Below are 14,004 nucleotides of genomic sequence, written 5' to 3'. Positions count from 1 at the left end.
TCTCCTAGCTGTTCAAGGCGGGATGCCTTGTTGTTGGAACCGAGTATCGACCTCGCCAGCCCCTCCCGGTAGACCGTGATTGCTATAGTCTGTGTAAACCAAAAGTTTAGAGTGGGGCGATATGGAAAGCTTTGGCAGTATCGAATGCTTTGTGCGCAGCGCCGAAGGTGGCAGCTTTGCCGAGGCGGCCCGGCACCTGAGCTTGACCCCTGCAGCCGTCGGCAAAAGTGTCGCCAAGCTGGAGGCGCGCCTGGGTGTGCGCTTGTTCCAGCGCAGCACTCGGCGCCTGACGCTGACCGAGGCTGGCAAACTGTTTCTTGACGAAGTCAGTGGCAGCCTCACCACCATCCAGAACGCCGTGGCCAACCTGGCCAGTGCCGAAGGACGGCCAGTGGGCACGCTCAAGGTCAGCATGGGTACGGTGTTTGGTAATCGGTATGTGGTGCCGCTGCTGGGGACGTTCATGCAGCGGTTTCCGGATATCAGCCCGGACTGGCATTTCGATAACCGCCAGGTCGACCTGATCGGGCAGGGCTTCGATGCCGCCATTGGTGGTGGTTTCGAGCTGCCCCAGGGCGTGGTTGCGCGCAAGTTGACGCCGGCTCATCGCGTGCTGGTGGCGTCACCGGGCTACTTGGCGCAACGCGCTTCGGTATCAACCCCAGAGGACTTGGCGCGTTGCACCGGGATTCTCATCCGCTCACCGCAAACCGGCCGCATCCGCTCCTGGCAATTGACCAGCACCGAGCGCGAACACCGCCCGCTGGTGCTCAAACCAGGCATGACCATGAGCGACTCCGAAGCGGCCTGCTGCGCCAGCGCCCAGGGCCTGGGCATCGCTTTGGTGAGCATGCCCATGGCCGTGCCGTTCTTGGACAGCGGCGCGGTGGTGCGGGTGCTGCCCGACTGGTACGTCGACGACGGTAACATCTCCATTTACTACGCCGAACACAAACTGCTGCCCGGCAAGACCCGTGCATTCGTGGATTTCATCATCGAGCAGTTTGCCGAACAGCAGTTGGGGCAGCGATTCAGTGCCATTTGATTGCACGCTCACACCGCATCGCGGCCATCGCAGGCAAGCCAGCTCCCACCTTGGAATGCATTCCCCTGTGGGAGCTGGCTTGCCTGCGATGGCCACACCTCGGTCTACCGTCCGAACTGGCCCGGCCAACCGATGACTTTTTTCGGCCTCGGCGTCGCATAAGTCCTGATCTTCGACGTCGACAAACCCAACCGCACCAGCGACTCCGCGATAGTCACCGCAGCGGTCACACCGTCCACCACCGGCACACCGGTGCGCTGGCGAATCTGCTCATCCAGCCCGGCCATGCCACCACAGCCCAGGCAGATCACCTCAGCCTTGTCTTCGCTGATGGCCAATTCCGCCTGACGCACGATGGCCTCCATCGCCGCCAACGGATTTTCTTCCAACTCCAGCACTGCCATGCCGCTGGCCCGCACCGAGGCACAGCGTTGGTACAGGCCGGCCAGTTTCAGGCGGTCTTCGATCAGCGGGACGGTGCGGTCCAGGGTGGTCACCACCGAGTAGGCGTGACCGAGGTACATCGCCGTACTGGCGGCCGCTTCGGTGATGTCCACCACCGGCACGTTCAGCAGTTCCTGCAAGCCTTCGCGACCGTGCTCGCCGTAGCCGGCCTGGATCACCGCGTCGAATGGCTGGTCGTAGGCCATCACCCGGTCCATCACCGCGATGGCCGCCAGGTAGCTTTCAAAGTTGCCTTCCACCGACTCCGCGCCGAAGTAGGGCGTGAGCCCGACAATCTCAGTGCCGGGCGCAGCCACCGCCCGTGCCTGCTGGGCGATGGTTTCAGTGATGGATTCGGTGGTGTTGACGTTGACCACGAGGATACGCATGGAAAGTCCTTGATTAATGACTGACGTTATCGACTGCAATGCTTTCGCCGCTGACATCGGCGTAGAACGGCTGACGCTTGGCGATCAGCAGGTACAGCACCCCTGCAATACCGGCGCCAAACATCCAGGAAAACGGAGACACGCTGGCGAAACCGGGCAGCAGCGCCAGGAGAATGGCAATCACGGCTGCGGGAATGAAGGCCGCTACTGCGCGTAAATTGACCCCACGGCTGTAGTAATAAACGCCATTCGGGTCTTCGCTATACAGCTGCAATACGTCCACCCGGCTTTTACGGATCAACCAGTAATCCACCATGATCACCCCATACAGCGGCCCCAGCAGGGCGCCCAGGCCGGAAAGGAAATAGACGATCACCAACGGGCTGTTGTAGAGGTTCCACGGCAGAATCAGCACCGCCACGGTGGCGCTGATCAACCCGGCGCGACGGAAGTTCAGGTACTTGGGCGCCAGGTTGCTCAGCACAAAGGCCGGTGCGACGAAGTTGGCCATGATGTTCACTGCCACGGTGACGATCAGGAACGCCAGGCAACCGAGCACCAGGAAAAAGGTGCTGGGAATCGCCGCGATGATTTCAGTGGGGCTTTCGATCACCCGGCCATTGAGCTGGAATTGCCCGCCACACAGCAGCACAGTGATCACGGCAAACACCAGGATATTCACCGGCAAGCCCCAGAAGTTGCCGACTTGGATGGTCTTGCGGCACGGCGAAGAGCGGGCGAAGTCGCAGAAATTGAGGATCAGCGTGCCGTAGATCGCCAGCCACAGCGCGCCACCGGCAAAGATATTGCGCCACATCTCGCCGCCGCGCAGCGGTTCGCGGATCGACCAGGCGATGTTACCGCCGGTCTGGAAATACATCCAACCGGCCAACGACGCTACCGTCAGCAGAATCACCGGCCCGGCGAAGCCTTCGTAGCGGCGGACCATCTCCATGCCGTAGGCCAGGATCACCAATTGCACCAACCAGATCGCCACGAAACAGGCCCAGCCGAGCGACGACAGGCCCAGGATCGAGTTGTGGTCGTAGTCGGCAAAACCCGGATGAATTGCCGTTAAAAGCACTCGGAAAACTACCGAAGCCAGGTAGGTCTGGATACCGAACCAGGCAATCGCAATCACCGCGCGAATCAACGCCGGAATCTGCGCGCCATGAATGCCGAAGCTGATACGGCTGATCACCGGAAAGGGCACGCCGGTCTTCTGCCCCATGTATCCCGACAGGTTCATGAAGAAGTACACCAGCGCCGCGCCGATACCGAGTGACAACAGAATCTGCCAGCCACCCAAGCCCAAGGCATACAAGCCAATGGCGAAGGAATAGTTGGCGATGTTGTGCACGTCATTGGTCCACAGCGCAAAGATGCTGTAGCGCCCCCAGCGCCGGCCTTCGACTTTGGTGGGTGCCAAGTCCTTGTTGTGCAGGCGCGGGCTGAGCACCAGCGGGCCTGGCTCGATGGCTTCGGGCTTCAGGGAGGAGGGCAGATCCAGTGCGATGTTATTCGAGAGGCTTGTACGCATTCCGGCAGGCTCCAGCGCATCGGCAGCCAAGCCGCAGATGGCAAAGTGTATGTAGGTTTTGTATTTATTGTATACAAAGCGCATTTCACCTTAAGCCACTTGCGTGCCAGTTTTTGATCTATGAAAACTGTGGGTAATTTCGTTTTTATAGGCGAATGGAATAACTGGCTGAATTCAAAGCGATATAAATTGACCGTTTGAACAGCTATTTATTTTGTTGGGTGAAGCGTGTGCAAAACAGCGAGGGTGTTGAGGCGGGGAAGAATGTAACTTTTCGGTGCGTAATTTTATAAGTGCACACAAGAATGGCACTAATGGTGACATTCTTGTGTACAGATCGAGGGTCATCCCTTGCTGATGATATTCCCCGCATGCAGCCCGCATTCCTTCTGCGTGGCTTCTTCCCACCACCAGCGGCCTTCGCGTTCGTGCTGGTTCGGCAGCACCGGGCGGGTGCAGGGTTCGCAGCCGATGCTGATAAAGCCGCGCTCATGCAGGCTGTTGTAGGGCAACTCCAGCATACGGATGTAACCCCAGACTTCCTCACTGGTCATCTGCGCCAGCGGGTTGAACTTGTACAGGGTGCGTTCCGGGGTGGAGAAGGCTGCGTCGATTTCCAGCGCCGCCACCTGGCTGCGGGTGCCCGGGCTCTGGTCACGGCGCTGGCCGGTGGCCCAGGCACTGACGCCGGAAAGTTTGCGGCGCAGCGGCTCGATCTTGCGTACGCCGCAGCATTCGCCATGGCCGTCCTTGTAGAAGCTGAACAGGCCCTTTTCTTTGACGAAGGGTTCCAGTTTGCTCTGGTCCGGCGAGATCAGTTCGATGTCGATTTTATAGAACTCACGCACCTGCTCGATAAACCGGTAGGTCTCCGGGTGCAGGCGGCCGGTGTCGAGGCTGAACACCTTGACGTTCTTGTTCAGCTTCCAGGCCATGTCCACCAGCACCACGTCCTCGGCGCCGCTGAAGGAAATCCACAGGTCATCACCGAACTGGCTGAATGCCAGTTTGAGAATGTCTTGGGCAGATTTGTTGGCGTAAGTCGCGGCGAGTTCAGCGACGTCGAAGGCTTGGTTCATCAGGACGGTTCCTACAGGTCAGTGGCGCTGAGCGCTCTATAGGGGAGCGATGGTATCAAAATCCGCTCTGCGTTGCGGCGGCGAGCTTGAATCGCTAGAGTTCGGCAGTCCTTTTGCTCGCTCAACCGATAACATCAACAATGGGAGTGTCTTGTGGAAATTGCCTGTCTCGACCTGGAAGGGGTGCTGGTTCCGGAAATCTGGATCGCCTTCGCCGAAAAAACCGGTATTGAATCCCTGCGGGCCACCACTCGGGACATTCCCGACTACGACGTGCTGATGAAGCAGCGCCTGCGTATCCTCGATGAACACGGGCTCAAGCTCGCGGATATCCAGGCAGTGATCGCTACCCTCAAGCCGCTGGACGGCGCTGTCGAGTTCGTCAACTGGCTGCGCGAGCGATTCCAGGTGGTGATCCTGTCGGACACCTTCTATGAGTTCTCCCAGCCGCTGATGCGTCAACTGGGTTTCCCGACCCTTCTGTGCCATCGCCTCATCACCGACGAAACCGACCGCGTGGTGAGTTACCAACTGCGCCAGAAAAACCCCAAGCGCCAATCGGTATTGGCCTTCAAGAGCCTGTACTACCGCGTGATTGCCGCGGGTGATTCCTACAACGACACCACCATGCTGGGCGAAGCCGACCGTGGGATTCTGTTCCATGCGCCGGAGAATGTGATTCGCGAGTTCCCGCAGTTCCCGGCGGTGCATACCTTTGAGGACTTGAAGAAAGAGTTCATCAAGGCGTCGAATCGGGCGTTGAGCCTGTAAGTTTTTCAGTGCGGCGGATGGCCTCTTCGCAGGCAAGCCAGCTCCCACCTTTGGGTGGTGTGAACCCGATCAATTGTGGGAGCCGGGCTTGCCCGCGATGGGGCCTTCACAGACGCCGCAAATCTCAGATGCCAGCCAGTAAGCGCTCATAAGGAATACGCAAGCCTTCATGCAGGCGCTTGATCATCGACAAGCTCAACTTGCGCTTGTGATTGAGCACTTCGGACACCCGCCCGCTTGTGCCGATAAATGGCTCAAGATCCCGGGCGGTCATGCCCAGTTGCTCCATGCGAAATTTAATCGCTTCCACAGGGTCCGAGGGCGGCATCGGAAAATGCTCTGCCTCGTACTTCTCAATGAGGACAGCAAGAATTTCCAGCTCGTCACCCTCAGGTGAGCCGATTTCCGCTCCCCATATCTGCTCCACGCGCGCAAGCGCAGCAGTTAGATCCTCATGGGAATGTATAGGTTTGATGTTCATCACACGCTCTCCGCGTTGATCTGATCGTACTGGGCATGAGTCCCCACGAAACGTATGAACCCAAGCTGTCGCTGATAGTCGATCGCCATGATCACTCGATACTTGTTGCCGCCCACGTTGAAGACAACCCTGCCACTTTTAAGAATGCTTGCCGCTCTAAGCTCTGCTTTGAGCGCTTGCGGCGTTGGGTAATTCGCCTTTTGCATAGGGCGATGCAGCTCGACAAGAGGCGCTTTGGCGTCGGAATAAGCTGAGTGGCTTTCCCAGAATATTCGCAAGGTAGAGAGAGCGATTATTCGCATCGCTGCCACCTCCCAATTTGGGAGATAATGAGTGTGGTTGGGTCGAGATGCAATCTCGGAAATAATTTCTGACGAGTAAGCAGACGCTTCACGTGATCCCTCACAAACGGCGGGTGGACGGTCGGAGCTGGACGCTATCTTCCAGTTCACTCACCGTCCACACGCGTTCTGAATCAGGATCTTTCTTGCTGCCTGGCCCTATGTTGCAGAGCCAGGAGGAGCTTGGGGGCTACAGGTTTTCCAAAGTTTGTAACAGCACCCGCACCTTGGTCAGCGACTCCTGATACTCCGCCTCCCACTGCGAATCCGCCACAATCCCGCCGCCGCCCCAGCAGCACACCTGCCCATCCTTGACCAACAAACTGCGAATGGCGATGGAGCTGTCCATCTCTCCCCGCACATCGAGATACACCAGCGACCCGCAGTACAACCCGCGTCGCGTCGGCTCAAGTTCGTCGATGATCTGCATCGCGCGGATCTTCGGCGCGCCAGTGATGGAGCCGCCGGGGAAGCTGCCGGCGATCAGGTCGAGGGCGTCTTTGCCATCGGCCAATTCGCCGATGACGCTGCTCACCAAGTGGTGCACGTTGGGGTAGCTCTCCAGGCTGAACAGCTCCGGCACGCTCACCGAGCCGGTGCGGCAGGTGCGGCCAAGATCGTTGCGCAGCAGGTCGACGATCATCAGGTTTTCGGCGCGGTCCTTGGGGCTGGCCAGCAGTTCGGCGGCGTTGGCGGCGTCGTCTTCGGGCGTCAGGCCGCGGGGGCGGGTGCCTTTGATCGGCCGGGTTTCGACGCGGCGCTCGCTGATATGCACAAAGCGCTCGGGCGACAGGCTCAGCACCGCGCCGTCGTCCGGCAGGCTCTGGAATCCGGAGAATGGCGTCGGGCAGGCTTCGCGCAGGGCGCAGTAGGCAACCCAGGGATCGCCCGTGCACGACGCTCGGAAGCGCTGGGCAAAGTTGACCTGGTAGCAGTCGCCGGCCTGGATGTAGTCCTGGATGCGCACGATAGCCTGGCGATAGGCCTCGGCGCTGAGGTCCGGAGCCATGGGGCCTTTAAGCTTGAAGGTCGCCGCGTTGCTGGCTACCGGCTGGCCGAACAGAGTGATCAAGCGTTGTTGCTCGCTCTCGGCCAGTGCCGGATGAAACACAAGCTGGCTGGTCTGCGCCTGATGATCGCTGATCAATGCCCAGGCATATAGCCCGAAGCGCGCGTCCGGCAGGTGCAAATCGTCCGCGGCAAGGTGCGGCATGTGCTCAAGATGGCGACCAAAATCATAGCTCAGGTAGCCGATCAGCCCGCCCGCAAACGGCAGCTCATAGCCCGCGGGCAGATCCGCCTCGCCCAACTGCGTAAGGTTTTCCCGCAAGCGTTGCAGGAAATCACCACCGCTTTCGTCAGGTGAAACCGTCAATGTCGCTTGTGGCCAAGCGCTCAGCAGGTCATAACGCCCGCGCTCAGCTGCCGGTCGGCCGCTGTCCAGCAGCACCGCGCCAGGCGCATTGCGAATCGCAGCAAAATACGCAGCGGGGTTGGCCTGGTAAGGCAGTGGGTATACAGAGCAGGTCGACATGCGAGGCGAATCAGCTATGGGCATAGAAGGGGCGGCAATTGTACCGCATTCCTCTGTAGGAGCCGGCTTGCCGGCGATGCGATCTTCAGCCTTCCACAGGTGGAATATGCCCAAACATTTCCTGCACGAACTTCACGCGTTCTTCCGGGGTTTCCGTCACGCCGGCGGCTTTCAGCTCTTCTAGCCGGGCTTCCACTGCATGGGTGCGCAGGGTCAGGCCACAGTCGTTGGCGATCTGGATATTCAGCCCAGGCCGCGCATTCAGCTCCAGGATCAGCGGGCCTTTTTCCTGGTCGAGCACCATGTCCACGCCGATATAGCCCAAGCCGCACAGCTCATAGCAGCCCGCCGCAAGCTTCATGAAACCGTCCCAGTTGGGCAGTTGCACGCCATCCACCGCGTTGGTGGTGTCGGGGTGTTTGGTGATGATGTTGTTTAGCCAGGTGCCCCGCAGGGTCAGGCCGGTCGCGAGGTCGACACCCACGCCAATCGCCCCTTGGTGCAGGTTGGCCTTGCCGCCCGACTGACGGGTCGGCAAGCGCAGCATGGCCATCACCGGGTAGCCCATCAGCACGATGATGCGGATGTCCGGCACGCCTTCATAGCTGATGCTCTTGAAGATCTGGTCAGGCACCACGCGGTATTCGATCAACGCACGGTCGCGGTGGCCGCCCAGCGAGTACAGGCCGGTGAGGATGCTGGAGATCTGGTGCTCGATCTCTTCATGGCTGATGATCTTGCCGGACACCGTGCGATAGCGACCTTCAAAGCGGTCTGCCACCACCAGGATGCCGTCACCGCCGGCGCCCTGGGCCGGCTTGATCACGAAGTCGCTGCGCCCGCCGATGATATCGTCGAGCTTGTCGATCTCCTTCTCGGTGGAAATCACCCCGTACATCTCCGGCACATGAATGCCGGCGGCCAGGGCGCGCTCCTTGGTGATGATCTTGTCATCCACGATCGGGTACAGGCTGCGCTTGTTGTACTTGAGCACGTAGTCGGCATTACGCCGATTGATGCCCATGATTCCCCGCGCTTCCAGGGCTTTCCAGGTCTTCCAGAAACCGAACATTACTGGTCAGCCTTCAGGAAGGCCTTGAAACGCACCAGCTCGGTCAAGCGGTAGCCGCGATAACGACCCATGGCCAGCATGAAGCCCACCAGAATCAGCAGGATTGCCGGGAAGGTAAACACGAAGTACACCAACTCCGGCACGCTCATGATCAGGTGCGCCAGGGATGCGGCGAACAGCGTACCAATCGCCACTTTCAGCGCATGGTTGGCGCCACGCTCTTCCCAGGTGATCGACAGGCGTTCGATGGTCATGGTCAAAATCACCATCGGGAACAGCGCCACCGACAACCCGCGCTCCAGCCCCAGTTTATGGCTGAACAGGCTGATCGCCGCGATCAGCACCACCACGAACGTCAGCACCACCGACAACCTCGGCAGCATCTGCAATTTCAGGTGTTCCAGGTACGACCTGAGGGACAGCCCCAGCGCCGTGATAATCGTAAACAGCACAATCCCGAAGCCCAGTTGTGTCTCGCGGAACGCCAGGGCGATCAGCACTGGCGTGAACGTGCCCAAGGTCTGCAGGCCGATCAAGTTGCGCAGGATCAAAATCACCAGCACGCCAATCGGGATCATCACCATGATCATGAAGGTCTGCTGGGTTTGCAGCGGCAGGCCGTACAGCGAATATTCGAGGAAGTTGGCGTCGGTGTTCTCGTCCGTGAGCTTGGCCAGGCGAATCGCGTTCATTTCGCTGTTGTTCAAGCTGAACGTCACCATGGCCTTCTTGCCGCCATCGACGGTGATCAGGTTTTCATCACCGGTCCACCACAGCAGGCGGTCGGTGGGCAGGCCCTGTTCGCCGGTTTCCGGGTTGAAGTACAGCCAGTCATTGCCATTGAAGCTGCGCAGCCAGAGTTCAGGGGTTTGCGGCTGGTCGGCCACTAGGCGGATGGTGTGGACCTTTTCCACCGGTACGTGGGCGATGGACAGCAGCAACTCGACGATCTTGGCCTTGTGCGGGATGGAGGGGTCGCCCGCCAGCAGCAGCTTCACATTGTCGTCATTGAGGTTGTTGGTGCGCTTGATGGCTTCGCTGATAAAGGTCTCGACGTCGGCCGAGTGCTGGCGGATCGGCGCCAGCAGGGCTTCGGCGGCGATTTTTTCCGGGCCTTCCACGGCAATGCTGTCGCGGAAGGTCGGGCCCTTGACCTTGACCTTTTCACCGCTGTAACGCTTGGTGAGGACCAGGCGGTAATACAGGGTCTGGTTGCCCTTGGCGCGGCGTGCCGACCAGGTCACCTTGCGGTTGCCGTCGGTGCGGTTGACGCTCACGCCGTAGTTGTTCGAGATAAAGCTCTCGTTGAGGCTGACGAAGTCGCGGCTCAGGGGCGGCACGAACATCTGGATCTTCACCGGGTCTTTCGGGTTGGCGACGAACTCGACCTTGGCGTCGATGTTCCACAAGTCGTCGGTGGCGTCCTCGGTGACGGGGATCCCCAGCACGAAGATCTGGTAGGCGGTGACCGAAATACCCAACACCACCAGGATGGCGATGAGGATTTTCAGGTGCAGGGTCAGAGAGCGCATTCGGTTTACTCGGCGGTATGAGCGTCGGCGGCGCAGGCGGGTTTGCCTGCTGCGTATTTAAGACTGGGGTCGACCAGCGCATCAAAGCGTTTCAGCGCTTCGGAGCCGATCAGCAGCGGGTATTGGAATGCGCTGCGGTCAGTCAAGTTCACTTCGATGCTGCGTAAAGCGGTGCCCATGCAGATATCCAGGGCAATCACCGGACGGGCGGTGTAGTTCTTGTCCTCATCGGGGTCATAGTCACCGGCGCGGCGCTTGATCTTGCTGACGCGTGCCAGGGGGCGTTCGATGGGGTGGGAATGGGCAGTGTCGATGGCCAGGTAGAAACGCACCCAGGATTCACCGTTGCGCTTGAAGCGCTTGATATCACGGGCACTGAGGGAGGCGGTCTTGGCGCCGGTGTCCAGTTTGGCGGCGACTTCCAGGTCGATCCCGGCCAACTGGGCGTATTCGTTGAGGCCGTACACGGTCTTCTCGGCGGCGACGCCAAGGCCCGGTGCAGCCAGGAGGCAAATCAATAGAAGGAAGGGCTTGAGTCTCATAAATCCCGAGGCGGTGCAGTGCGATGTTCAATTCAAGGCGACTGGCATTACTGCGCAAGCTCCCTCGTGCGCCGTTTCATCTCGCGATGTCAGGCAAAAGTGGCGGGCATTCTAACATGATGCTTTTTTGGCGCCAGCGCTGGCAGGCGGCCATGCCCTGCAAGGGTGCATCGGCGGTTATTAGACGATTGTCGACAATATGGATTTATTCTTTGACTATCCTGGGCTGATTGGCTAGTTTTTGCGGCATTGCTTTTGAAGGTGTCGACAATATGCTGGATCAGCTGGAATCCCCAGTGGTGGCGCAAGACGATTCCCAGACCATGTCCGAGAACGTCTTCCGGCGTATCCAGGCCGCCATCGTCAAGGGTGAGATCGCTCCCGGCAGCAAGATCTCCGAGCCGGAACTGGCGCGCACCTATGGCATCAGCCGCGGCCCGCTGCGCGAGGCAATCCATCGGCTGGAAGGCCAGCGGCTGCTGGTGCGCGTGCCGCATGTCGGCGCGCGGGTGGTTTCATTGAGCCACGCCGAGCTGATCGAGCTCTATGAAATCCGCGAATCCCTCGAAGGCATGGCCTGCCGCCTGGCCGCCGAGCGCATGACCGATGCGGAAATCGAAGAGCTGCGCCAGGTGCTGCATACCCATGAGCGCGATGAAGCCTTCCAGGCCGGCCTTGGTTACTACCAGCAGGAGGGCGACTTCGATTTTCATTACCGGATCATTCAAGGTGCCGGCAACCGCACCCTGACCCAAATGCTCTGCGGCGAGCTGTACCAATTGGTGCGCATGTACCGCATCCAGTTCTCCGCCACCCCCAATCGTCCACGCCAGGCCTTTGCCGAGCACCACCGCATCCTTGACGCGATTGCCGATCGCGACGGTGAACTGGCCGAACTGTTGATGCGCCGGCATATCGGCGCATCCAAACGCAACATTGCCCGTCACTTCCCGGACGGCACTGCCCAATCACGAGGTGAATGATGAGTTCCAATAATAAGACGACTCCAGGCCAGCGTTTCCGTGACGCGGTCGCCAGCGAGCATCCTTTGCAGGTGGTCGGTGCGATCAATGCCAACCACGCGCTGCTGGCCAAGCGCGCCGGTTTCAAGGCGATCTACCTGTCGGGTGGCGGTGTGGCTGCCGGTTCTCTTGGCGTGCCGGATCTGGGGATTACTGGCCTGGATGACGTGCTGACTGACGTGCGCCGCATCACCGACGTCTGCGACCTGCCGCTGCTGGTGGACGTGGACACCGGTTTCGGCTCCTCGGCGTTCAACGTGGCGCGCACGGTCAAGTCGATGATCAAGTTCGGCGCGGCCGCGATCCATATAGAAGACCAGGTCGGCGCCAAGCGCTGCGGACACCGCCCGAACAAGGAAATCGTGTCCCAGCAGGAAATGGTCGACCGCATCAAAGCTGCCGTGGATGCGCGCACCGATGACAGCTTCGTGATCATGGCCCGCACCGATGCCCTGGCGGTGGAGGGGTTGGAGTCTGCGCTGGAGCGCGCCGCCGCTTGCATCGAAGCCGGCGCCGACATGGTGTTCCCGGAAGCCATCACTGAACTTGAGATGTACAAGCTCTTTGCGTCAAAGGTGAAGGCCCCGATCCTGGCCAACATCACCGAGTTCGGCGCCACGCCGCTGTACACCACCGAACAGTTGAAATCTGCCGATGTTTCCATCGTGCTGTACCCGCTCTCGGCCTTCCGCGCCATGAACAAGGCCGCCGAGAATGTCTATACCGCGATCCGTCGCGATGGCACCCAACAGAACGTGATCGACACCATGCAGACCCGCATGGAGCTTTACGATCGCATCGACTACCACACCTTCGAGCAGAAGCTCGACGCGCTGTTTGCCGCCAAGAAATAAATGCCTGACGAACAACTGTAGGAGCCGGCTTGCCGGCGATTGCGCCTTCGAACCTGGCGCAAGCCTCAAGGGCCTATCGCCGGCAAGCCGGCTCCTACAGGGCCGCGATTAACCAAGGCCTCCTTATAAATACAAGATTGGAGAAGAAAAATGGCTGAAGCAAAAGTATTGAGTGGCGCCGGCCTGCGTGGCCAGGTGGCCGGGCAGACTGCACTGTCCACCGTGGGCCAGGCCGGCGCCGGCCTGACTTATCGCGGCTACGACGTGCGCGAACTGGCCGCCGATGCGCAGTTTGAAGAAGTCGCTTACCTGCTGCTGTACGGCGAACTGCCGACCAAGGCCGAACTGGCCGTCTACAGCGCCAAGCTGAGCAAGCTGCGCGACCTGCCGCAAGCGCTGAAAGAAGTGCTGGAACGCATCCCCGCCGACGCTCACCCGATGGACGTGATGCGCACCGGTTGCTCGTTCCTGGGCAATATCGAGCCCGAGAAAGATTTTGGCGCGCAGCACGACGTCACTGACCGCCTGCTGGCCGCCTTCCCGGCGATCATGTGCTACTGGTATCGCTTCAGCCATGACGGCAAACGCATCGATTGCGTGACCGATGAACCCTCCATTGGCGGCCACTTCCTGCACCTGCTGCACGGCAAGAAGCCGAGCGAGTTGCACGTCAAGGTCATGAACGTTTCGTTGATCCTCTACGCGGAACACGAATTCAACGCTTCGACCTTCACTGCGCGGGTGTGTGCGTCAACCCTGTCCGACCTGTATTCCTGCGTCACCGCCGCCATCGGCTCCCTGCGTGGCCCGCTGCATGGCGGCGCCAACGAAGCGGCGATGGAGATGATCGAGCGTTTCTCGTCCGCTGAAGAAGCGGTCGAAGGCACCCTCGGTATGCTGGCGCGCAAGGACAAGATCATGGGCTTCGGCCACGCGATCTACAAAGATAGCGACCCGCGTAATGAAGTGATCAAGGGCTGGTCGAAAAAACTCGCTGACGAAGTAGGTGACAAGGTGCTGTTCCCGGTCTCCGAAGCCATCGACAAGACCATGTGGGAGCAGAAGAAGCTGTTCCCCAACGCCGACTTCTACCATGCCTCGGCGTACCACTTCATGGGCATCCCGACCAAGCTGTTCACGCCGATTTTCGTGTGCTCGCGCCTGACTGGCTGGGCCGCCCATGTGTTCGAGCAGCGCGCCAACAACCGCATCATCCGTCCAAGCGCCGAGTACACCGGCGTAGAGCAGCGCAAGTTCGTGCCAATCGAACGTCGCTGAATGGGAACACCTCGATCCCTGTAGGAGCCGGCTTGCCGGCGATGGCGGTCTCAAGGGCCTCATCGCCGGCAAGCCGGCTC

14 protein-coding genes are annotated in these 14,004 nt (G+C 60.0%); 5 read left to right on the top strand and 9 right to left on the bottom strand.

All coding sequences use genetic code 11. The annotated features are described in order from the left end of the window. The first annotated feature begins 121 nt into the window (after positions 1–121). The gene (locus tag U367_RS0114440; protein WP_028617534.1) at positions 122–1,045 is read left to right on the top strand and encodes a LysR family transcriptional regulator; all 924 of its coding nucleotides are present in this window, start codon (positions 122–124) and stop codon (positions 1,043–1,045) included. A 104-nt stretch (positions 1,046–1,149) separates the two neighbouring features. Here the strand turns inward: U367_RS0114440 and U367_RS0114435 are convergent, their stop codons facing one another. The 3 genes from U367_RS0114435 to U367_RS0114425 all read right to left on the bottom strand — a co-directional run bounded on the left by U367_RS0114435 (position 1,150) and on the right by U367_RS0114425 (position 4,497). Continuing rightward, a complete protein-coding gene (locus U367_RS0114435) occupies positions 1,150–1,878 on the bottom strand; it encodes an aspartate/glutamate racemase family protein (RefSeq protein ID WP_028617533.1) in 729 nt (242 codons plus the stop codon). A 13-nt stretch (positions 1,879–1,891) separates the two neighbouring features. Then, the gene (locus U367_RS0114430) at positions 1,892–3,418 is read right to left on the bottom strand and encodes an NCS1 family nucleobase:cation symporter-1 (protein WP_028617532.1); all 1,527 of its coding nucleotides are present in this window, start codon (positions 3,416–3,418) and stop codon (positions 1,892–1,894) included. Positions 3,419–3,762: 344 nt separating this feature from the next. Continuing rightward, positions 3,763–4,497, bottom strand: coding sequence for a phosphoadenylyl-sulfate reductase (locus U367_RS0114425; protein ID WP_028617531.1), 735 nt, complete (start codon positions 4,495–4,497; stop codon positions 3,763–3,765). A gap of 153 nt (positions 4,498–4,650) precedes the next feature. Between U367_RS0114425 and thrH the strand changes: the two genes are divergently transcribed. After that, entirely contained in the window at positions 4,651–5,268 is a 618-nt protein-coding gene (gene thrH / locus U367_RS0114420) for a bifunctional phosphoserine phosphatase/homoserine phosphotransferase ThrH (RefSeq protein ID WP_028617530.1), read from the top strand. Between the two features lie 124 nt (positions 5,269–5,392). Here the strand turns inward: thrH and U367_RS0114415 are convergent, their stop codons facing one another. From U367_RS0114415 to rloA, 6 genes are all read right to left on the bottom strand, one after another. Next, positions 5,393–5,749, bottom strand: coding sequence for a helix-turn-helix domain-containing protein (locus tag U367_RS0114415; protein WP_028617529.1), 357 nt, complete (start codon positions 5,747–5,749; stop codon positions 5,393–5,395). Continuing rightward, positions 5,749–6,051, bottom strand: a complete 303-nt coding sequence (locus U367_RS0114410) for a type II toxin-antitoxin system HigB family toxin (protein WP_028617528.1) — start codon at positions 6,049–6,051, stop codon at positions 5,749–5,751. The genes U367_RS0114415 and U367_RS0114410 overlap by 1 nt, the downstream gene beginning before the upstream one ends. A gap of 229 nt (positions 6,052–6,280) precedes the next feature. Further along, a complete protein-coding gene (gene pabB, locus U367_RS0114405) occupies positions 6,281–7,624 on the bottom strand; it encodes an aminodeoxychorismate synthase component I (RefSeq protein WP_028617527.1) in 1,344 nt (447 codons plus the stop codon). 85 nt (positions 7,625–7,709) lie between these two features. Next, a complete protein-coding gene (locus U367_RS0114400; RefSeq protein ID WP_016979244.1) occupies positions 7,710–8,696 on the bottom strand; it encodes an alpha-L-glutamate ligase-like protein in 987 nt (328 codons plus the stop codon). Beyond that, on the bottom strand, positions 8,696–10,228 hold the full coding sequence (gene rloB / locus U367_RS0114395) for an osmotic stress tolerance membrane protein RloB (protein WP_028617526.1): 1,533 nt from the start codon (positions 10,226–10,228) through the stop codon (positions 8,696–8,698). The genes U367_RS0114400 and rloB overlap by 1 nt, the downstream gene beginning before the upstream one ends. A gap of 5 nt (positions 10,229–10,233) precedes the next feature. Continuing rightward, positions 10,234–10,770, bottom strand: a complete 537-nt coding sequence (gene rloA, locus U367_RS0114390) for a retropepsin-like aspartic peptidase RloA (protein WP_028617525.1) — start codon at positions 10,768–10,770, stop codon at positions 10,234–10,236. A gap of 272 nt (positions 10,771–11,042) precedes the next feature. On the opposite strand from rloA, the gene U367_RS0114385 reads away from it, so the two are divergent. From U367_RS0114385 to prpC, 3 genes are all read left to right on the top strand, one after another. Further along, on the top strand, positions 11,043–11,753 hold the full coding sequence (locus tag U367_RS0114385; RefSeq protein WP_016979247.1) for a GntR family transcriptional regulator: 711 nt from the start codon (positions 11,043–11,045) through the stop codon (positions 11,751–11,753). Further along, entirely contained in the window at positions 11,753–12,646 is an 894-nt protein-coding gene (prpB, locus tag U367_RS0114380) for a methylisocitrate lyase (RefSeq protein ID WP_028617524.1), read from the top strand. The genes U367_RS0114385 and prpB overlap by 1 nt, the downstream gene beginning before the upstream one ends. Positions 12,647–12,796: 150 nt before the next feature. Continuing rightward, the gene (prpC, locus tag U367_RS0114375) at positions 12,797–13,924 is read left to right on the top strand and encodes a bifunctional 2-methylcitrate synthase/citrate synthase (protein ID WP_028617523.1); all 1,128 of its coding nucleotides are present in this window, start codon (positions 12,797–12,799) and stop codon (positions 13,922–13,924) included. The last annotated feature ends 80 nt before the right edge of the window (positions 13,925–14,004 follow it).

It is taken from the genome of Pseudomonas canadensis (genome assembly GCF_000503215.1).
GTDB lineage: Bacteria > Pseudomonadota > Gammaproteobacteria > Pseudomonadales > Pseudomonadaceae > Aquipseudomonas > Aquipseudomonas canadensis.
The sequence above is the reverse complement of the archived record's forward strand: the minus strand, read 5'-3'. Positions and strand labels throughout refer to the sequence as shown.